Annotated in this window: 20 protein-coding genes; 13 read left to right on the top strand and 7 right to left on the bottom strand. The window is 54.3% G+C overall.

The window, feature by feature from the left end:
* Positions 1-202: 202 nt before the first annotated feature.
* A complete protein-coding gene (locus ACMXD4_RS03760) occupies positions 203-910 on the top strand; it encodes a hypothetical protein (protein WP_415879906.1) in 708 nt (235 codons plus the stop codon).
* 60 nt (positions 911-970) lie between these two features.
* Here ACMXD4_RS03760 and ACMXD4_RS03765 read toward each other — a convergent pair whose 3' ends face one another.
* Positions 971-2,359, bottom strand: coding sequence for an IS4 family transposase (locus ACMXD4_RS03765; protein WP_415878102.1), 1,389 nt, complete (start codon positions 2,357-2,359; stop codon positions 971-973).
* A 165-nt stretch (positions 2,360-2,524) separates the two neighbouring features.
* Positions 2,525-3,913: an IS4 family transposase gene (locus tag ACMXD4_RS03770; RefSeq protein ID WP_415878102.1), complete on the bottom strand. Its 1,389-nt coding sequence runs from the start codon at positions 3,911-3,913 to the stop codon at positions 2,525-2,527.
* A 558-nt stretch (positions 3,914-4,471) separates the two neighbouring features.
* Here ACMXD4_RS03770 and ACMXD4_RS03775 point away from each other — a divergent pair.
* A complete protein-coding gene (locus ACMXD4_RS03775) occupies positions 4,472-6,364 on the top strand; it encodes a diguanylate cyclase (protein WP_415879907.1) in 1,893 nt (630 codons plus the stop codon).
* 26 nt (positions 6,365-6,390) lie between these two features.
* On the opposite strand, the gene ACMXD4_RS03780 is transcribed toward ACMXD4_RS03775, so the two are convergent.
* The 3 genes from ACMXD4_RS03780 to ACMXD4_RS03790 form a co-directional block, all read right to left on the bottom strand.
* Positions 6,391-6,648, bottom strand: a complete 258-nt coding sequence (locus ACMXD4_RS03780; RefSeq protein WP_033156072.1) for a phosphopantetheine-binding protein — start codon at positions 6,646-6,648, stop codon at positions 6,391-6,393.
* Entirely contained in the window at positions 6,629-7,423 is a 795-nt protein-coding gene (locus tag ACMXD4_RS03785; RefSeq protein WP_415879908.1) for a lysophospholipid acyltransferase family protein, read from the bottom strand. The genes ACMXD4_RS03780 and ACMXD4_RS03785 overlap by 20 nt, the downstream gene beginning before the upstream one ends.
* Positions 7,424-7,731: 308 nt before the next feature.
* Positions 7,732-8,484, bottom strand: coding sequence for a peptidase (locus tag ACMXD4_RS03790; protein WP_033156074.1), 753 nt, complete (start codon positions 8,482-8,484; stop codon positions 7,732-7,734).
* A gap of 166 nt (positions 8,485-8,650) precedes the next feature.
* On the opposite strand from ACMXD4_RS03790, the gene ACMXD4_RS03795 reads away from it, so the two are divergent.
* From ACMXD4_RS03795 to ACMXD4_RS03845, 11 genes are all read left to right on the top strand, one after another.
* Entirely contained in the window at positions 8,651-9,679 is a 1,029-nt protein-coding gene (locus tag ACMXD4_RS03795; protein WP_415879909.1) for an efflux RND transporter periplasmic adaptor subunit, read from the top strand.
* Positions 9,676-11,457, top strand: coding sequence for an ATP-binding cassette domain-containing protein (locus tag ACMXD4_RS03800; protein WP_415879910.1), 1,782 nt, complete (start codon positions 9,676-9,678; stop codon positions 11,455-11,457). Before ACMXD4_RS03795 ends, ACMXD4_RS03800 begins: the two co-directional genes overlap by 4 nt.
* Positions 11,454-12,575 carry an ABC transporter permease gene (locus ACMXD4_RS03805; RefSeq protein ID WP_205453304.1) on the top strand — a complete coding sequence of 374 codons (1,122 nt, stop codon included), beginning with the start codon at positions 11,454-11,456 and terminating at the stop codon, positions 12,573-12,575. Before ACMXD4_RS03800 ends, ACMXD4_RS03805 begins: the two co-directional genes overlap by 4 nt.
* A 5-nt stretch (positions 12,576-12,580) precedes the next feature.
* Positions 12,581-13,693 carry an ABC transporter permease gene (locus tag ACMXD4_RS03810; protein ID WP_415879911.1) on the top strand — a complete coding sequence of 371 codons (1,113 nt, stop codon included), beginning with the start codon at positions 12,581-12,583 and terminating at the stop codon, positions 13,691-13,693.
* 240 nt (positions 13,694-13,933) lie between these two features.
* The gene (gene nifB / locus ACMXD4_RS03815) at positions 13,934-15,430 is read left to right on the top strand and encodes a nitrogenase cofactor biosynthesis protein NifB (RefSeq protein WP_171696544.1); all 1,497 of its coding nucleotides are present in this window, start codon (positions 13,934-13,936) and stop codon (positions 15,428-15,430) included.
* Between the two features lie 144 nt (positions 15,431-15,574).
* On the top strand, positions 15,575-15,859 hold the full coding sequence (locus ACMXD4_RS03820; RefSeq protein ID WP_020484742.1) for a 4Fe-4S dicluster domain-containing protein: 285 nt from the start codon (positions 15,575-15,577) through the stop codon (positions 15,857-15,859).
* A 5-nt stretch (positions 15,860-15,864) separates the two neighbouring features.
* Positions 15,865-16,290, top strand: a complete 426-nt coding sequence (locus ACMXD4_RS03825; RefSeq protein ID WP_415879912.1) for an ArsC/Spx/MgsR family protein — start codon at positions 15,865-15,867, stop codon at positions 16,288-16,290.
* Positions 16,287-17,564, top strand: coding sequence for an FprA family A-type flavoprotein (locus ACMXD4_RS03830; protein WP_415879913.1), 1,278 nt, complete (start codon positions 16,287-16,289; stop codon positions 17,562-17,564). The genes ACMXD4_RS03825 and ACMXD4_RS03830 overlap by 4 nt, the downstream gene beginning before the upstream one ends.
* A gap of 189 nt (positions 17,565-17,753) precedes the next feature.
* Positions 17,754-18,041, top strand: a complete 288-nt coding sequence (locus ACMXD4_RS03835; protein WP_020484745.1) for a 2Fe-2S iron-sulfur cluster-binding protein — start codon at positions 17,754-17,756, stop codon at positions 18,039-18,041.
* Positions 18,042-18,062: 21 nt separating this feature from the next.
* On the top strand, positions 18,063-18,413 hold the full coding sequence (locus ACMXD4_RS03840) for a 2Fe-2S iron-sulfur cluster-binding protein (RefSeq protein ID WP_033156080.1): 351 nt from the start codon (positions 18,063-18,065) through the stop codon (positions 18,411-18,413).
* Between the two features lie 38 nt (positions 18,414-18,451).
* Entirely contained in the window at positions 18,452-19,057 is a 606-nt protein-coding gene (locus tag ACMXD4_RS03845; RefSeq protein ID WP_415879914.1) for a nitrogen fixation protein NifQ, read from the top strand.
* Positions 19,058-19,129: 72 nt separating this feature from the next.
* On the opposite strand, the gene ACMXD4_RS03850 is transcribed toward ACMXD4_RS03845, so the two are convergent.
* Both ACMXD4_RS03850 and ACMXD4_RS03855 read right to left on the bottom strand, forming a co-directional pair.
* Entirely contained in the window at positions 19,130-19,702 is a 573-nt protein-coding gene (locus ACMXD4_RS03850; protein WP_415879915.1) for a hypothetical protein, read from the bottom strand.
* Entirely contained in the window at positions 19,695-20,396 is a 702-nt protein-coding gene (locus ACMXD4_RS03855) for a HupE/UreJ family protein (RefSeq protein ID WP_415879916.1), read from the bottom strand. The genes ACMXD4_RS03850 and ACMXD4_RS03855 overlap by 8 nt, the downstream gene beginning before the upstream one ends.
* Positions 20,397-20,478: the final 82 nt, after the last annotated feature.

Raw genomic sequence — 20,478 nt, forward strand, 5'->3', positions numbered from 1 at the left:
ATTGTCAGCGCCTCAAAGCCAATGGCAAGAACGGCAAGCTCATCACCTGCGCCGCTATGCGCAAACTCATCCATCTAGCCTTCGCTATCTTGAAATTCGGTAAACCTTTTGATCCAAATATTTCGTTTGCATAAGCGGTTTCAAGACGGTATCTATCTGCGCAAGTTATCGAGTTTAGAAATTAAATGCTGGTGGGTGAGAAGTGAACAAAATTATTAGTTATTTCGTATACGCGGTAAGCATTGTCTCCTTCTCCGCACAAGCCGAAAATTTTTTCCAGTCTTGCAGCGTAGCTTTGAAGTTACCGAGCTTCAAGGTGCTGCGCGAGTATTTGGAATCTAATCCAGACAAACCGAGTCCAGACGACTGTTTTCGCTTAAACAATTACCAGTTTCTTTTGACGGTTACCGATACAGGAAGACTCGGACAAGGTCTTTACGAGTATGACTTTAATGCAAACACTTTTGGCTTAAGCGATCTCAGGCCAATCCCTGGCATTAAGATAGAAAAAGAATTCGAGGGGATGAACCACAAGAGGTTTGTACTAATGTCTTGGTCAAACGCCCATCAAGGAAATTGGACTCAGGGTTTCAACATTATTCAACTGACACCAACAAGGGAAGATAAGTCTTATGTCAATTACCTGCTGCTGGCCACCGGCCAAGACCCTGAGTCCGGTTTGTGTGGGCATTGGGAAACAACCGACCCAAAAACCGGAAAAACCGAAAAACATCAGAATATTATGAAAGGCAAAACCGCAGCAATATCGTCGTACCGTATTCTGAACGAAGATACGGAGCACGTTAGTATCGTCTTCAATATCACAGAAGAAAACTGCGAGACATCAGAGTTCAAAACCTATACAAAAACATTCCGCCTCAACGATGGCCTGTTTAAAGAAGGGGCGTAGAGCGGATACGCGAAGCGCCATCCGCTGTGACTTTCTCGTTCCCACGCGCTGCGCTCATCGTTATACACATCTCATTGCGAGATCCTGTTGAGCATTGAGGGCGATGACAAAATCGCGCAAGCGCTGTAAGCCGATCCACATGGCCTTGGCACCCGGTGGACCATCGTGTTTGCGGGCAAAATAACCGCCTAAGCTTGCAATCAGTCGGATTACCTCACCGAGGCGCGGTGGCGTGAGCGGTGGTGGACAGCGCTTGACGACGATATAAGCCGCTCGCCACTCCTGCGGATCGAAAATAATCTCGCAATCCATGTCCGGCGCTGCGCGCGCGAGCATCAGGCTGAATAACACCCGCCAGGCAATAACCATATAGAGCGCCAAACAAGGTAGTAGCCGTTCTTCCGATTCCAGATGTAGCCGCTTGATCTGGCAACCGCTCTTCAATACATGGAAGTACACTTCGATACACCAGCGCACGCCATACCACGCCACCACCGTAGTCGCTTGCTCGAAACTCGCCACAGGCAAACTGGTCAGCAGGAGCCATTCCAAGGGTTCCTTGCCGGCTGGCGGCGTCTCTTCGCGCGCCAGCACCGCGTTGATGCTCAATGCCGGCAGTCGATACCCAATACGCGTTGGCGGCTTGAGGGGCACCGTGGCGGCGCGTACCGTGATATGCGCCAGTCGCGCTGCACGGTTCGGCCGCGACTTGACATTAACCTCGGTATAACCCATGACCGGCGCTTGATCCAGGGCCGACCATAGCCATTTCGCCGCATTTTCCGGCTCGACCAGAAGGTCTCGGTTCTGCGTCGCCCGAACAATCCATTCAGCGCGAGCAGTCGGCGCATAGTCTTGGTATTCGACAAACCATTCGTAAATGTCGCCCTCGCGGTCGGCGAGATTGACCAATAAACTGTCCGGCATTTGCGCCTGTAAGGCACAGCTATCCTGATAGCTTTCGAGCCAGTGCCGACTTTCTTTTTCGTCCACGCCTTTGTGCCGCCGCGCTTGTCGCGGGCTGGCGCCGTCACGCGCCCAATACGCTGCCTTGACGACACCCAAGCAAATCCGCGACGGCGTAAAGGCGATGGTCGGATGTAGTCGGCGCGCATGTTTCGCCATCTCTTTCAAAGTACCGAGACCTTTTGGCCCCAAACAAATGTTTTCGTCGTACTCCGTCGTGTCCTGCGCCAGCAATACGACCGGGCTGCTCTTCATCCGTTCGACCGTGGCATCTCGATGCGGCGCCAGTATCTTTTTGAAAGTCGCCTTATCATTGTCGAAAAACCGGTAAGCGCCCATCGTCTCCTTCCAGCCGCCACAGGCCGCCGGGATGCTGAGCTGGGGATGTTCGCCTAATCGCTCCAGTAACAGTGCCAATCGTTTATTCAGGCGCCGATCTTCCAAATCAGCGGTTTGTACTTCTTCTTCGGCCCAATTGCTCATCGCTGTTCTCCATCATCTATATGCCTCATGCCTCCTGGTAGTTTAGTCGTTGGGAGACTTGTGTATAACGATGAGCGCGCTGCGTGGGGATGTCGGGCTTGGCCGCGCTGCGGCATGCATGACCGCAGCGCGGAACATTTTGGTTCCCACGCGGCGCGCTCATCGTTATACACATCTCATTGCGAGATCCTGTTGAGCATTGAGGGCGATGACAAAATCGCGCAAGCGCTGTAAGCCGATCCACATGGCCTTGGCACCCGGTGGACCATCGTGTTTGCGGGCAAAATAACCGCCTAAGCTTGCAATCAGTCGGATTACCTCACCGAGGCGCGGTGGCGTGAGCGGTGGTGGACAGCGCTTGACGACGATATAAGCCGCTCGCCACTCCTGCGGATCGAAAATAATCTCGCAATCCATGTCCGGCGCTGCGCGCGCGAGCATCAGGCTGAATAACACCCGCCAGGCAATAACCATATAGAGCGCCAAACAAGGTAGTAGCCGTTCTTCCGATTCCAGATGTAGCCGCTTGATCTGGCAACCGCTCTTCAATACATGGAAGTACACTTCGATACACCAGCGCACGCCATACCACGCCACCACCGTAGTCGCTTGCTCGAAACTCGCCACAGGCAAACTGGTCAGCAGGAGCCATTCCAAGGGTTCCTTGCCGGCTGGCGGCGTCTCTTCGCGCGCCAGCACCGCGTTGATGCTCAATGCCGGCAGTCGATACCCAATACGCGTTGGCGGCTTGAGGGGCACCGTGGCGGCGCGTACCGTGATATGCGCCAGTCGCGCTGCACGGTTCGGCCGCGACTTGACATTAACCTCGGTATAACCCATGACCGGCGCTTGATCCAGGGCCGACCATAGCCATTTCGCCGCATTTTCCGGCTCGACCAGAAGGTCTCGGTTCTGCGTCGCCCGAACAATCCATTCAGCGCGAGCAGTCGGCGCATAGTCTTGGTATTCGACAAACCATTCGTAAATGTCGCCCTCGCGGTCGGCGAGATTGACCAATAAACTGTCCGGCATTTGCGCCTGTAAGGCACAGCTATCCTGATAGCTTTCGAGCCAGTGCCGACTTTCTTTTTCGTCCACGCCTTTGTGCCGCCGCGCTTGTCGCGGGCTGGCGCCGTCACGCGCCCAATACGCTGCCTTGACGACACCCAAGCAAATCCGCGACGGCGTAAAGGCGATGGTCGGATGTAGTCGGCGCGCATGTTTCGCCATCTCTTTCAAAGTACCGAGACCTTTTGGCCCCAAACAAATGTTTTCGTCGTACTCCGTCGTGTCCTGCGCCAGCAATACGACCGGGCTGCTCTTCATCCGTTCGACCGTGGCATCTCGATGCGGCGCCAGTATCTTTTTGAAAGTCGCCTTATCATTGTCGAAAAACCGGTAAGCGCCCATCGTCTCCTTCCAGCCGCCACAGGCCGCCGGGATGCTGAGCTGGGGATGTTCGCCTAATCGCTCCAGTAACAGTGCCAATCGTTTATTCAGGCGCCGATCTTCCAAATCAGCGGTTTGTACTTCTTCTTCGGCCCAATTGCTCATCGCTGTTCTCCATCATCTATATGCCTCATGCCTCCTGGTAGTTTAGTCGTTGGGAGACTTGTGTATAACGATGAGCGCGGCGCGTGGGAACCAGATAAAAATGAAAAACCAGATATTGACGGCATTGAGTATCTCTACAGATGCTCCTCCTAACATCAGCACATCAGATTTAGCGCACCCTATCGCGTCAATGGGGAGCCAAGAAAAATTGACTAAGCTGTAGCCGTTCATCGGGAGGCCATTTGTCCGTTGAACGGAGGATAGGGCTTTGCGCATCCGCCCAATGATGCGTTCGGTGCTTTCTTGAATTTCTTGTTCGGATCGTTGCGAGAGAAATTCCGGCTGGACCGTGCTTTGCCCGTTGGCGAACGGCCAAGCTTGGGCGCCATAGCATGCTTGCTAAGCATTCTTTCGCGTCAATGCCACGCCTGTAAAGCTTGCCGGGTATTTGTTGCTAGCCAAAATCCAGTGTTTTTCAGTTCCGCTTCACGGGAATGCTGCTATTATCAAGCTCACAAGACAGACTGTTAACTTCACTGCTCGATTCCACACCAGCTGATGTCCGAAAACACCATCAAATACGCCCAACTTGTCGATCTTGCCAGTCTGCAAACGCTGATGGACGATTTGTACCGGGTGATCGGCATACCTAACGCCATTATCGATACCGACGGCGTTGTTATCACCAACGCCGGCTGGCAAGAGGCCTGTGTAAAATTTCATCGGGTCAACCACAACACCTGCAGTAACTGCATAGAAAGCGATACGGCATTGGTTGAAAGCATGTTGAAGGGGGAGCGGTTTGCAATCTACAAATGTCTGAACGGGCTGGTAGATTCGGCTATGCCGATTATCGTCGAGGGCCAGCACGTCGCCAATATTTTTACCGGTCAATGTTTTATTGATCCTCCGGATCTGGAATTTTTCCGCAGTCAGGCCAGGCGATATGGGTTCGAGGAAGCTAGTTATCTGCAAAGCATCAGCAAGGTCCCGGTCATTGCCAGGCAACGCCTGGAAACTATCACGGAAATGTACGCGCAACTCGCGCAAGCCTTTGCCAAACACGGTGCGGACCGGTTGCAGCAAAAACTGGCGGCGGCGGAACTGGCGGAGCTGAATAACGAATTGAATCGGCGCGTCGAAGAAAGAACCGAGCAACTGTTTCAAAACAATCAGCAGTTGCTGCTGGAAAAACGCGCCCTGGCCGCCAGCGAAGCACGCTTATCGGCATTATTCAAACACATGAGTAGCGGCGTGGCGGTATACCGGGCCAGCGAGGACGGCCGGGATTTCATTATCATCGGCTTTAACAAGGCTGCGGAGCAGATCGAAAAAATCACCCGTAAAGAATTGATCGGTAAAAAACTGACCGAGATGTTTCCGGGGGTATTCGAATTCGGGCTGTTGGATGTATTGCGGCGGGTCGCCAAAACCGGGACGCCGGAGGCTTTTCCGCCCTCATATTACCGTGATGAGCGGATTCAGGGTTGGCGGGAAAATTATGTGTATAAATTGCCCGGCGGCGAAATTGTCTCGATATACAACGATGTTACCGAACGCAAGCTGGCGGAAAAGGCCTTGCATTTAACGCAGTTTTCGGTAGACAGAGCCACTGAATGTTTGTTCTGGATAACCGCCGACGCCAGATTCCAATTTGTAAACAACACCGCCTGCCAAGTATTGGGCTATAGCCGCGAGGAGTTGCTGACATTTTCGGTAATGGATATAGACAAGGATTTAACGGCGGAAAATTGGCCCGCGCATTGGCAGGAAGTCAAACAAAAAGGCGCGTTAAAAATGGAAGCCATCCATCGCTGTAAAGACGGTCGGGAAATTCCGGTGGAAGTGGCCGCGAATTATCTGGTTTTTGAGGGCCTGGAATATAACTGTGCGTTCGTGCGCGACATCAGCGAGCGCAAAGCCCTGCAAGCGGAATTGGAGCGCCAGGCACGTATCGATTATCTAACCGGCATCGCCAATCGCCGCTATTTCATGGAGCAGGGCGAAGCGGAATTGGCGCGCAGTGACCGTTACGGCAACCCGTTGTCGGTACTGATGCTGGATATCGACTATTTTAAAGCCGTCAACGACAACTACGGCCATGCTGCCGGCGATCAGGCTCTGCAAAAACTGGGCTGCATTTTGGTGGAGGTTTTGCGGGAAATCGACATCCCCGGGCGCATGGGCGGCGAGGAATTTGCGATTTTATTACCGGAAACCGGCTTGCTTAAAGCCCTTGAGGTGGCGGAACGACTCCGAAGTGTAGTGGCCGATAGCGTGATTCCGGTTGAATCGGGGTTGGAATTGCAATTTACCGTATCAATTGGCGTGGCTACCCTGACGGATAAAAACAGCAGCATCGGCGATTTGCTGAATTTGGCCGATAAGGGTTTGTATCAAGCTAAACACAGTGGCCGGAATAAGGTCTGTCTTTTTTCGCCGCAAGATTAGGATTGCATCGGCTCGTCAAAACCCGCTCAACTCCGCGCTGCTTCAATAAACTGCGCCAAGGCCGCCACGGAACCGAAGATTTTCACCACATCGTCGCGTTCGGCATCAATTTTTACCTGATACTTTTTACGTATCGCCAATCCCAGTTCCAGTGCGTCTATAGAGTCCAGGCCCAGGCCGTCGTTGAACAGCGCGGCGTGGCTGTCGATGTCCGCCGCATCGACATCTTCCAGCGCCAGCGTGTCGATAATCAGGTGCTTTAATTCAGTTTCCATCTCGCTCATGGCGTTCTCGTTGTTGAGTAAAATAATCCTGTAAATACTGCGTTAAACGCCGCACCGCTATCGAGCGCGGTCGCAGTTCCCGGAAAGGCTGCAATTCGATATCCTCGCCGACGATCATTTGCAAATGAAAACGCCGGTGCGGGATTTGGTACCAGGCTTGAGTTTTGGTGAGGGTGCTGGGTTTACATGTCAGCGTTACCGGCGTGATTATACTATCGGCTTGTAAAGCAATGGCTGCGGCACCGCGTTGAAAACGATAAGGCCGGCCCGGCACCGAGCGGGTGCCTTCCGGGAAAATGATCATGGTGCCGCCGTTTTGCAGCCAAGCGGCGCAATCGTTGACCATCGTTTCAGAATCGGCGTTGCTGATATAGCCGGCATTCAAGATTGGGCCGCGCATCGCCGGGTTGTGCCAAAGGCTGGCCTTGACGATGCAGTTGGCTTGTTTGATTCGGCTGATTAAAAACACCACATCCACCAATGTCGGGTGGTTGGCGACAATCAGCTGGCGGGGACGGTTGAGTTTTTCCAAGCCGATCACTTCATAGCTCATGACGCCCAATCTGTGCATCAAGCCTATAAACACATAAAAACTCAGATGCACCGTGTATTGGCCGCGGCCGGCTTTTTCGGCGCGGCTGCCCGGCCATATTGCCAAGAGCGGAAACACCAACAGCCACAGCATCACGCCGCCGATTCCGAAGCTGGTAAAGCTGATCGCAGTGGCCAGTAAACGCCAGCCGTAATCGATTTTTTGAATTAGAGTTTGTGCCATCGCCAGCTGCGGTTCTGATCGCCGAACTGCAACATGGTTGGGTCGGCGGGCAGGAATTGGATTAGGGTCGGCAATTGTAGCGGTTACTGGCTATTGTGACGAGTTATCGACGATAAACCTGAAATCAGTTGCGGCGGTTGTAAACCTTGCATGGATGCGATAGGTAGAGCACTCTGGGGTAGTTTCTGAGCAGAACCCCCACCCACCCTGCCTCAGGGCGAACGGGATTGGCTATGCCCAACATAAATGAAGCCGCTTGGAACTATGATCTGTGTGCCATAGCCCCAAGTTAGGATGAAGCGTGGACGTTATATGCAGCCCGGCAGCGGACGGGAATCCTCTTTGCTGAACTGCGGTAAGGTGGCGAAGGCTTCTTTCAGCTTTTCGTGCCACATCTTGCGGATTTTGCTTAAGTATTCGTTGTCTTCCTGGAAGCAATAGTACTCGTCCAGCGTCAGCGTATCCCGGTGATAAATCAACAGCTCCACCGGCGCGCCGACGCTGGCATTACTGCGCATCGTTGAGTCCATCGAAATTAAGCAGCAACGCCCGGCTTCGTGCAGTGCGGTATCGATTTTTAAAAACCGGTCCAGCACCGGTTTGCCGTATTTGTTTTCGCCGATTTGCAGATAAGGGGTCTGCCGCGAGGTAGTGATGCAATTGCCTTCCGGATAAATCAAATAAGCGCCGTGCGGCTCCTGGCCGATTTGCCCCGCCAAAATAAAAGTGGCGGACGGATTGAAGCTGCTTTGTCCGGCATCCACATGACGGCGCTGCTTTTCGACGCTGATCCGCCCCAGATAGGCGGCGGCTTCCGACAGATAGTTGACCGTATCCAGATTCACTTCGGTCTCTTCTTTCATATCGCGTTTTAACTGGTCGATCACGGCCTGCGTGGTAGCCAGATTGCCGGCACTGAGCAGCACGATTTTCCGATCAGATGCGGTACAAAATGGGTGCATTTTGCCGTAAATGCTGACATTGTCGATGCCGGCGTTGGTTCTGGAATCCGACGTTAATACCAGTCCGTCTTTTAGAGAGACAGCAATACAATAAGTCATACGCTCTGCGCCTGAAAAATAAGGTTGCCCGCAGTGTACTAAAGAAGCTGCGTAAAGGCCAAGGACAGTATCGATTAACTGGCGGGGTAAGTTGTTAGATGCATCTCAGGCTCGGCTTTCAGTATACTGAGCCGACACGTTTAAATCAGCGGCGGGTAATTCATAGATGATTAGTAAACCAGGCCTGTATCTCGTTGGGGGAGTAGCCGCCGTTGTGCTGGTCGCCAGCGGTTTTTATCTGAAGGAGGGAAATCGGCATACCGATGCCTTGATCCTATACGGCAACATAGATATTCGCCAAGTTGAACTGAGTTTTCACGATCCGGAGCGCGTCGAGCAGATCCTGGTTCAGGAAGGCGAGCGGGTCAAACGCGGTCAATTGTTGGCGACGCAAGCGTTGGAGCGCTTTGAATACAGCCGCGACCAGGCCGCAGCCAAGGTGGATGTGCAACAACATCAGCTGGATAAACTGTTGCACGGTTCCCGGCCGCAGGAAATCGGCAAGGCCGGCAATGATGTCAAAGCGGCGGAAGCTGCGGTGGTGCTGGCTAAGAAAGAGTTGGCCCGTTTACAAGTGCTGGTTAAACGCAAACTAAGCTCCGCCGAGTCCCTGGATCGGGCGCAAGCCCAATACGACGCGGCCCAGCAGAGTTTGCAAGCCTTGAAACAGCAATATGCGCTGACTGAAATCGGCCCGCGCCGGGAAGATATTCAAGCGGCGCAAGCACAACTGAAAGCTGATCAGGCCGCGTTACAGCTGGCTGATAAAGTCTTAGCCGATGCGCGCTTGTATGCGCCGCAGGATGGTGTCGTCCAGAACCGCATCCTGGAGCCCGGCGACATGGCCAGCGCGCAAAAGCCGGTATTGACGTTGGCCTTGCGCGAGCCGTTTTGGGCTAGAACCTATGTGGCGGAAGCTGATTTGGGACGACTGCGTTATGGTCTGCCGGCTAGTTTGGCCAGCGACAGCTTTCCGGATAAAAGCTATCGGGGTTGGGTAGGGTACATGTCGCCGACGGCCGAATTTACGCCGAAATCGGTGGAAACCACCGAGCTGCGCACCAGCCTGGTCTATCAGGTGCGGATCTACGCCTGCGACCCGGACGATCAATTGCGGCTGGGGATGCCGGTCACCGTGACGATAGACACCCGGCAAGCACCGATGGCACAACCGAGCTGCGAACCCGCGCCGTGATTGCCATCGCGGCCGATGCCGCACCGGCGCCGTTGATCTTCACGGCGGTAAACAAACGCTTTACCGCCGGTGAACGGGTCGTGCCGGCCTTGCGGGATGTTTCCTTGAGGCTGTCGCTCGGCCAAGTCACGGCCTTGGTTGGCCCGGACGGTGCCGGTAAAACTACCTTATTACGCTTGGCGGCCGGCTTGTTGTTGCCCAATAGCGGCAGCATAAGCAGTTTTGGTTTGGATACGGCCGTAGCCAGCGCCCAATTGCACCAAATAATCGGCTATATGCCCCAGCGTTTTGGTCTTTATGAGGACTTGAGCGTGCTGGAAAACCTCAATCTTTACGCCGACCTTTACGGCATATCGCCGCAGGACAGGCAACAGCGCTTCGCCGAGCTGATGCGCATGACCAATCTGCAAAAATTCAATCAGCGTCTGGCCGGCCAGCTATCCGGCGGTATGAAGCAAAAATTGGGTTTGGCCTGCACCTTGTTGAATCGGCCAAAATTATTGCTGCTTGACGAGCCGTCGGTTGGCGTCGATCCCTTGTCGCGCCGCGAGTTGTGGCAAATTATCGAGTCGCTGGTGGCGGAGTTCGGCACCACCGTCTTACTTAGCACGGCGTACATGGATGAAGCCGAGCGTTGCCAGCAGGTGGTATTGCTGGATAGTGGCGAAATTCTGCATCAGGATGCACCGTCCGGCTTTCATCGTCTGGCGGAGGCTTGCAGTTACCAGTTGTCCAGTCCGGTACTGGGTAAACGCATGCTGCAACAACGTTTGCAGATGCATGCCGATCTAATCGACTCGGTGGTACAGGGGGACGCGGTGCGGGCCGTGGCGCGTCCCAATTGCCAGCCGGATTGGACGGCGATATTTGGTAATGCCGAGCAAGTGCGGATTACGCCGGTGCCGCCGCGTTTAGAGGATGCTTTTATCATGCTGTTGCTGGCCCGGCACGAGGAAAAGTCGCCAGTGGAAACCGCGTGTTTTGTACCCGGCAATGGTTCGCGGTTTTTGGCGACGGAGCACGCAGCAGTGATTGAAGTCGAGCAAGTTGATCGCTGGTTCGGCAATTTTCAGGCGGTTAAAAAACTGTCTTTCGAGGTGCGGCACGGCGAGATTTTCGGTTTGCTTGGTGCCAACGGCGCCGGTAAGACCACGACATTCAGAATGTTATGCGGCTTGCTGCCGGCCAGCAACGGCCGCTTGCGGGTGGCCGGCCTGGATTTGCGCAATGCGGCAGCCCAGGCCAGGGCCAGACTGGGCTATATGTCGCAGAAGTTTTCCTTATATGGACAATTGTCGGTCAAACAAAATCTACAGTTTTTCAGCCATGCCTACGGTTTACGCCATAAGCGGCGAACAGAGCGTATAGCCTGGGCGCTTCAAGAGTTTGACCTGACTGAGTTTGCCGACACCAATAGCGTCGATCTGCCGTTGGGTTACAAACAACGTCTGGCGCTGGCTTGCGCGTTGATGCACGAGCCCGAGATTCTGTTTCTCGACGAACCGACTTCCGGCATTGATCCGCTGGCGCGCCGCGAGTTTTGGAATCGCATCAACAGCCTGGCGGCGCAAGGCGTGACGATATTGGTCACTACGCATTTCATGGAAGAAGCCGAATATTGCGACCGGCTGTTGATCATGCGCGAGGGCGACATCCTGGCCGCCTGCACGCCGGCCGAGATTCGCAGCCGTAGTCAAACCGCCGAGCAAGCGCCGGCCGAGACCATGGAAGAAGCTTTCATCCGCTTGCTGGAACTCACAGAGGAGTCGGCCGGATGAGTACCGCCAGCCAGCGCCTGCTGGGCTTGATTCGCAAGGAGTTTTTACAAGTGCTGCGCGACCCCAGCAGCCTGGCGATTGCCTTTGCGATGCCGGTGTTCTTGCTGTTGTTGTTCGGTTACGGGGTGTCGCTGGATGCGCGTCGCGTGCCGATAGGTCTGGTAATCGAGCACGTCTCGCCGGAGTCGCGCAGTTTTAGCGCCGGCTTCGATTATTCGGACTATTTTCAAGCCCATTACTTCCGCGACCTGCGTGAGGCCCGGCAGGCCTTGCTGACCCGAAAAATCAACGCCATCGTGCATTTGCAGGCGGATTTCGACCAGCGCTTGACCGGCAGCGAACCGGCGCCGATTCAGGTTATCGTCAATGGCGTCGATGCCAATACCGCCCGCCTGACCAGCGGCTATGTGCAAGGCGTTTTTGAAACCTGGCTCAATGCTCGCGCCGCTTGGCAGGGACAGGAAGCGCCGCAGCCGGTGCAATTGGCCGCCCGGGTTTGGTACAACAGCGCCTTGCGTAGCCGTAATTTTCTGGTGCCGGGCTTGATCGCCGTGATCATGACCTTGATCGGCGCCTTATTAACCGCTTTGGTGATGGCCCGCGAATGGGAGCGCGGCACGATGGAGGCCTTGATTTCGACGCCGGTCAGCGTCCGCGAAGTGCTGCTCGGCAAATTGATTCCGTATTACCTGCTGGGCATGGGCGGCATGTTGCTGTCGATAGGCATGGCGGTATTTTTGTTTCAGGTGCCGCTGGTCGGTTCTTTGTGGGTGTTGCTGGTAGCGGGCACATTATTTTTGCTGGCGGCACTGGGGATGGGGTTGTTGATTTCGATAGCCGCCAAAAATCAGTTTGTCGCCGGGCAAATCGCGATTGTCGTCACCTTCCTGCCGGCCTTTATCCTGTCCGGATTCATTTTTAATATCGACAGCATGCCGTGGGCGGTGCAACTGTTTACCCATCTGGTGGCGGCTCGTTATTTCGTGGCGATTTTGCAGACCGTATTCCTGGCCGGCGATATTTGGGAAGTGATATTGCCCAACGCATTGGCCTTGTTCTTGATGGCGGCGGCGTTTTTGGCCTTGGCCCTGTGGCGAGCGCCGCGCCGCCTGGAGTGACGAGTATGTGGTGGCGCATCCAGGCTTTATTGATCAAGGAATTCCTCAGCCTGCTGAAGGATAAAAAAAGCCGCTTTGTATTGATCGTGCCGCCGCTGGTGCAGTTATTTTTGCTCAGCTATGCCGCTACTTACGATCTAAACCAACTGCCGATCGCGATTTACAACGAAGACCGTGGCAGCGCCGCCCGCGATTTGATTGCCCGCTTCAACGGCGCGCCGGCTTTTCGGGAAGTGTTGCGCATCGAGCGCCAGGCGCAAATCGCCGCTGCGCTGGACAGCAAGCAGGTGTTGATGGTGTTGCATATCGGCCAAACATTCAGCCGCGATTTGCTGGGTGGCCGGCAATCGGCGCCGGTGCAGATATTACTGGACGGCCGCGATTCCAATACGGCCCAGATTGCCTTGGGCTATGCCCGTAACGTGATCAGCCAGTTCAACAGCGATTGGGCGCGCCAGCACAACCAAACCGGGCCGCCGGCGGAATTGCGCATCAGGGCCTGGTTTAATCCCAATCTGGAAAGCCGCTGGTTTATTGTGCCCGGTATCGTCGGCTTGCTGACTTTGGTGGTGACGATGACGGTGGCCGCATTGTCGGTGGCGCGCGAACGCGAACAGGGCACGTTCGACCAACTGCTGGTGACACCATTCACCCCGGCGGAAATTCTGATCGGCAAAGCCATTCCCGGCCTGATCATCGGCGTAGCCGAAGCGTCGTTCAGTATCTTCATGGTGGTCTTCTGGTTTCAGGTGCCGTTGTTGGGCAGCTTGGCCGCGTTGTATATCGGCATCGTGTTGTATGTGTTTTCGGTGATCGGCGCCGGTTTGATGATTTCCTCGCTATCAGTCACCCAACAACAGGGCTTGCTGGGCGGATTTCTGGTGATTGTGCCGGGCGTAATCTTGTCCGGCTACGCCACGCCCATCGAGAACATGCCGGAACTGGTGCAGCAGCTGACGCTGGTTAATCCGCTACGTTATTTTTTGATCATTATCCGCGGCGTATTTCTGGAAGGCTTGGGTATCGCCGATTTAATCGACCAATACTGGCCGCTGGCGCTGATCGGTCTGTGCTGTTTGAGTTGCGCCGGCTGGCTATTTCGCAAGCGTATGTACTGAACGATGCCTTGCGTCTGAGTTGCCTCTGAAATTGCCTGCTTTCAGGCCTTTGGCGCTTTGTCCAAATCCTGACAATCGGCCGGCGGGGATTGTGCCGTTACAAACATTAGGCGGCCGTATATTGGGGTGTTTGGTAGTTTATCTTAAAAAAGAATTTATATATCAGTAAGTTAAATTGATTTCATAACTGGCATGGCCTGTGCTTTCTCACTGCATAACCAATCAAGTGAGGTGAAGAATATGGAACTGCCAGTAATCAACGAAACTCCAGCAGCCAGCGCAGGCGGCTGCTCCTCCCATTCTTGCGGTACAAGTGACGATCAACTCGGGCATTTGTCCGACGAGATTCGCTCCAAGGTAGAAAATCATCCTTGTTACTCGGAAGACGCGCACCACTATTTTGCCCGCATGCACGTGGCAGTAGCGCCGGCTTGTAACATCCAATGCCACTATTGCAACCGCAAATACGATTGCTCCAACGAGTCGCGTCCCGGTGTGGTGTCCGAGTTGCTGACGCCTGATCAAGCCGTGAAAAAAACCATGGCGGTGGCGGCCAACATTCCGCAAATGACCGTGCTGGGTATCGCCGGCCCTGGTGATCCATTGGCCAATCCGGAGCGTACTTTCGAAACCTTCCGCCGTTTGAGCGCAGAAGCGCCGGACATCAAGCTCTGCGTTTCCACCAACGGTCTGGCTTTGCCGGAATCGGTCGAGGAACTGGCCAAGCACAACATCGATCACGTCACGATCACGATCAACTGTGTTGATCCGGAAATCGGTGCGCAAATTTATCCGTGGATTTTCTGGGAAAACAAACGCATCAAAGGCGTGAAAGGCGCGAAGATCCTGATCGAACAGCAACAAAAAGGCCTGGAAATGCTGACTGCCAGAGGCATTTTGGTCAAGGTCAACTCGGTGATGATTCCCGGCGTCAACGACAAGCATTTGGCGGAAGTCAGCAAAATCGTCAAAGCCAAGGGGGCTTTCCTGCACAATGTGATGCCGTTGATCGCCGAAGCCGAGCACGGCACCTTCTACGGCGTGATGGGTCAACGCGGTCCGACTCAGGACGAGTTGATGGATCTGCAAGACTCGTGCTCCGGCGACATGAATATGATGCGTCACTGCCGGCAGTGCCGGGCCGACGCGGTTGGCCTATTGGGCGAAGACCGTGGCGACGAGTTCACCATGGACAAAATCGAGGCGATGGAAATCGATTACCAATCGGCGATGGAAAAACGCAAAGTGATCCACGAAGCGATTGCCGAGGAAATGCACAGCAAGCGCGCCGCGAAAGCCGAAAAAGCTGCCGGCCACGCCGACGAGCCCAAGCTGAATACCCGTCCCGTGTTGATGGCCATCGCCACCAGCGGTCAAGGTGTCATCAATATGCACTTCGGACATGCCAAAGAGTTTCTTATCTACGAAGCCTCCCCGAACGGCGTGCGTTTCATGAGTCATCGCAAGACAGACTTGTATTGCGGCGGCGACGATACCTGCGGCGACGGCGAGAGCGTGTTGCAACAAACCATTCGCTCTCTGGCCGGCTGTGAAGCGGTACTGTGCTCCAAAATCGGCTATGAGCCTTGGGACTTGCTGGAAAAAGCCGGCATCGTACCCAACGGCGAGCATGCGATGGAGCCTATCGAAGAAGCGGTGATGGCGGTTTACAAGGAAATGGCTGCAGCCGGCAAGTTGGATGAGGCTGCGCCGCAAGAAGAGCGGGCGACGGCATAGCCCAATATTTCCTCTCCGGCCGGAGAGGGTAGGGCGAGGTGAATCAAAAAGCTTTTGCTTATTCAATTCTCCTCACCCCAGCCCTCTCTATCAGGAGAGGGAGATTGTTAGAACTGATTAACCATCGAATACAAAGGTAACGTCATGGCCTTACAAATCATTGAATCCTGCGTCAACTGTTATGCCTGCGAGCCGTTGTGCCCCAGCAAAGCCATCTACATGTCGGAAAAAGCCGGGCATTTCAGGATCAACCCGAAAAAATGCACCGAATGCGAGGGCGATTATAAAGACACGCAATGCGCCAGCATTTGCCCGATTGAAGGCGCGATTCTCGACGCACTGGGTGTGCCTATCAACCCGCCCGGCTCGCTGACCGGTATCCCGCCCGAAAAAATGGCCGAGGCGATGGCGGAACTACAAGCCCATTAACGGCTATGGCCACCGTGCATTTCTATGAAAAGCCGGGCTGCTTGAACAATACCCGGCAAAAGCAATTGCTGAGTGCCGCCGGCCATTTGCTGGTGGTTTACGATCTATTGCAGCAGCCGTGGGGCAGGGAACCGGGCAAGTTGCGCTCGTTTTTCGGCGACATGCCGGTGGCGGATTGGTTTAACCGCAGCGCGTCGGCTGTCAAACAAGGGTTGGTCGATCCGAATGCCGTCAGTGCAGACGAAGCAATCGCGCTGATGGTGGCGCAGCCGTTGTTGATTCGGCGGCCTTTGATGGAGGTCAACGAACAGCGCGTCTGCGGGTTCGACCAACAACAGGTCGATGCCTGGTTGGGCTTGGCTGCCTTGGCTTCGCAAAAGGATTTGGAAACCTGTCCCAAGCAGTCACGCTCTGAGGCCTGCAAGCCATGAACAGCGTCAGATTGGAGAGCGAAGACGGCGTACCGCTGGCGGTGGCCTTGTCGGAGCGCGTGCATTGGGTCGGTGCGCTGGATCCGAATTTGCGCACTTTCGACATCATCCTGAAGACCGCCAACGGCACCAGCTATAACGCTTATGTGATTCGCGGCAGCGAAGGTGTGGCGGTGATCGATACCGTCAAGGAAGGCTTTGCCAACGCCTTTTTCGCCCGCCTGGAAAGCGTTGCAGACTATTCGGAAATCAAAGTCATCGTCCTCAATCATTTGGAACCCGATCATACCGGCGCCTTGCCGGAGTTGATGAAACGGGCGCCGCACGCGCAGCTGTTCATTTCCCAAAAAGCTCAGTCCATGCTCAAAGGCCTGCTAAAGCAGGACGAGTTGAGCTTTACCCCGGTGCTGACCGGCGACAAGGTCTCGCTGGGCGACCGAAGTCTGGAGTTTTTGCACACCCCGTATTTGCATTGGCCGGACACGCAATGCACCTACGCGCCGGAAGAAGCGATGCTGTTTTCCGGCGACGTGTTTGGCTGCCATTTTTGCGATAACCGTTTGTACAACGACAAGGTCGGCGATTTTCGGTTTTCCTTTGAATACTACTACGCCCACATCATGCGGCCGTTCAAGGAATACGTGGTCAGGGCTCTGGAGTTGATCGAACCCTTGCCGCTGAAACTGATTGCACCGACCCACGGCCCGATTTTGCGTGACCGCCCGCAGCATTACATCCAGCGTTATCGCCAGTTATCCAGTCCTGCTTTGCATAACGAACTGCGGCCCAACCAAAAAACCCTGCTGATTTTTTACATCAGCTCTTACGGCAACACCCGGCGCATGGCGGAAGCGATTTACCAAGGTGCGATGCAAGTCGAGGATGTGCGGGTATCGCTTTACGACCTGGAAGGCGGCGAGGTATCGCCGTTTGTCGATTTGATCGAAGAGGCCGACGGTTTGGTGTTGGGTACGCCGACCATCAACGGCGATGCGGTCAAGCCGATATGGGATCTGCTCTCGTCGCTCGCGGTGGTAAATCTGAAAAACAAACTCGGCGGCGTGTTCGGTTCTTACGGCTGGACCGGCGAAGGCGTGCGCCTAGTGGAAGACCGCTTGCGCGGCTTGAAGTTGCGGGTGCCGATTCAAGGCCTGCGCGTCAAGCTGATTCCCACTGACGACGAGATACACGAGTGCAAAGCCTTTGGCCTTGAGTTGGCCCAGGAGCTTACCGGGGCCAGAGAGTCGCGGGTGATTAATTTTGCGGACCTGTAAACCGGATTAAACAGACGCTTGCTATTGAGTCTACAGCGGTATTCGTAGGCTAAACCGATCCACGGACGCATCGGTGAACTCATCGGCCGCAAGGCCGGTGAAAATCAGGAATCGTTTCGATTCCAAACCGGTTGGTCCTCAGATTAGAGGCTGCCGAGATGACTTTTAATACCTTATGGAGTTTTTACAATGGCCAAAGCGACCATTACATTTGAAGATATAAACGTGACGGTTACCGTCCCCGCCGGCACCCGGGTGATTGAGGTGTCCGAGAAAGTAGGTTCCGGCATTACTTACGGTTGCCGGGAAGGCGATTGCGGAACCTGCATCATGAAAGTGACTGCCGGTTGGAACAACTTGACCGAGCCGTCCGTACTGGAAGACAAAATTTTGCGGGAAAACATGGCCGGCAAACACAACCGTCTGGCTTGCCAAGCGCAAGTATTGGGCGGCGAAATTTCCCTTAAACCAGTTTAAAAGACGCAAAAGGAGTAACACATGGCATTAGTCACATTTACCAGTCCCGAATATCGGGATAAAACCGTTTACGCCGTTGCCGGCAGTCACACCCAGACTATTTTGAAGCTGGCATTGGAAAACAAGATCCCCATCAATTTCGAATGCGAAGATGGCGAATGCGGCACTTGCGTGGTCCGCGTCACCAGCATCGATAAAAAGCTGGAGCGCATGGGTGGCACGATGACCGAGAAGGAAAAAGCCCTGCTGAAACAAATCGGTAAAGTCACTACCGAACAGTTGGAGCAAATGATCGTTGACGACCTGCCGCCGGAATGGCGTCTGGCTTGTCAGATGATCGTTAGGGATGAAGATATTCGCGTCGAATATTAAGCGTCTGCGTCATCGTTAATAAGGCCGGAGAATCGAGTATGAGTTGCACACTTAGCATGGCATCGAATGATAGGGTAGAGCCCTTGGTTATGAAGTCGCGGCAACACATTTATGAGGATCTACTGGCCTGTGCCGACCAGTCGCCCAACAGCGTCTGGTTGGCGCAAATCATCGCCAGTTGGTGCGTCGGCGACGGCGTGCTTCCCGATAGCTTGGGCTTGAATCCAGAACAATTTCAGCGGTTGTTAGACCGCTACTTTCCCGGCTATTCCTTGGCGCCGGAAGCCTTTTCCGGTAGCAGTCTGGATTACAGCCGCATGCTGGAAAAACAGGATTTGGAAATCTTGCTGGGGCAATTTGCCGCGAATCCTGGCGCGGAAACCGAATGGCTGATCGCGCTGATTGTCGCCGCCTGCTTGGGCAGCGATCATTTGTGGCAGGATTTGGGCTTGTGGTCGCGCAGCGATTTGTCGGCCATGCTGGGCTACAACTTTCCGGAATTGCTGGTGCGTAACAGCAAAGACATGAAATGGAAAAAGTTTTTGTACAAACAACTGTGCGAAGCGGAAGGCTTATACGTTTGCCGGGCGCCGTCCTGCGAGGTTTGTAAGGATTATCAGCAGTGCTTTGGGCCGGAAGACTAAGCGTTTTCGTTTGTTGGCATCCCCCCGTTTTGATGTCAGTCAGCTTGGTTTCCTTGAGCCGATGGTTTTAGATCACATCAAACCCAAAATCCGATAAGCCCCTTTTGTATTTAAAACGACAGTAACCGGCGCGTTGGATTTGTTTTCCCAATACCAGCCGTGCGAGCCTTCAAAGGGCGCGCTTAACGAGCCGCTGGATTGGCTATCGGTCGTTTCTTTGTAACTTTTGAAATAGCCGGTTTTATCGCCTTGCGGCTCGCCGTGAAAATCAAAATATAGCGCCGCGCCGTTAGTGGACCACGAATATTCCAGGTTCGCGCCTTTGGCGAGATGAAATTTGTATTCCAGTCCTTCGCCGGCCGGCACCACGATTTTTACCGTATCCTGCCATTGCGAGGGCGCTGCTGGTTGCGCGGCGCTCACCGCCTGTACCGGCTCCGAGCAAGCGCTGCCTGTTTCACTTGGCGACGCCAAGCTAGTTAAACCGGTCATTTGCCCAAACCCGGTCGGATCTATGCCGTATTCAGCGGGCAACACCGCAGTAATCAGCACAACGCCCGCCAATAGCGTTGCCGACAGGCTGGCGATGGTCAGCGATTTAATTGATTGAACTGGCGGATTGCTGTCTTGCATCGAGTTATCCATGGATGATGTAGCCCGTGATTTGGTAGCCGAACAGAATCAAGCCTCCGGACATTAACAGGGTGTTGGTGGTTGCTGAAAAGGCGTAATAACTGCGGTGGCGGCGCCAGAAGTCCAAGGCAATCAGGATAAACAGCAGAGCCATAAACTGGCCGATCTCCACACCCACATTAAACGCCAATAGGTTCTTCCAAAGCCCGGTTTCTGGCAGCGAAAAATCCTGCAATTTGGTCGCCAGGCCAAAGCCGTGAAACAGGCCAAAAATCATCACTGCCCATTTGGTATTGGGTTGAAACCCCAATAGGCGCTGAAAACCGCCCAGGTTGTCGAAACCTTTATACACAATGGACAAGCCGATAATGGCGTCGATCAAAAACGGATTGACCGAGATGCTGCTTAACACGCCGAACAGCAGCGTCAAGCTATGTCCCAAGGTAAACAGGCTGACATAGACCAGCACGTCGCGAGTGCGGAATAAAAAGAAAATCACCCCCACCAAAAACAACAAATGATCGTAGCCGGTGACCATGTGCTTGGCGCCGATGTACAAAAACGGCCCGATGGCAACGCCTTGGTTAGCCAGCAAAAACCGTTCGGTATTGGCATCGACGCCGTGGGCGTAGACGGTGGAGTTGAGCAGCAATAGCAGGAGCGGTAAACCTCTCAGCCAGGTTTTTCCCCAGGTTGCGGGAGTCATGTTTAAAAATCCAGTTGTCATGGCGCCGAGTATAGCCGACTCGGATATTGGGGTTAATAAATGGCAAATACAGCATACCGCG

The sequence above is a fragment of the Methylomonas sp. TEB genome (assembly GCF_047777895.1).
GTDB lineage: Bacteria > Pseudomonadota > Gammaproteobacteria > Methylococcales > Methylomonadaceae > Methylomonas.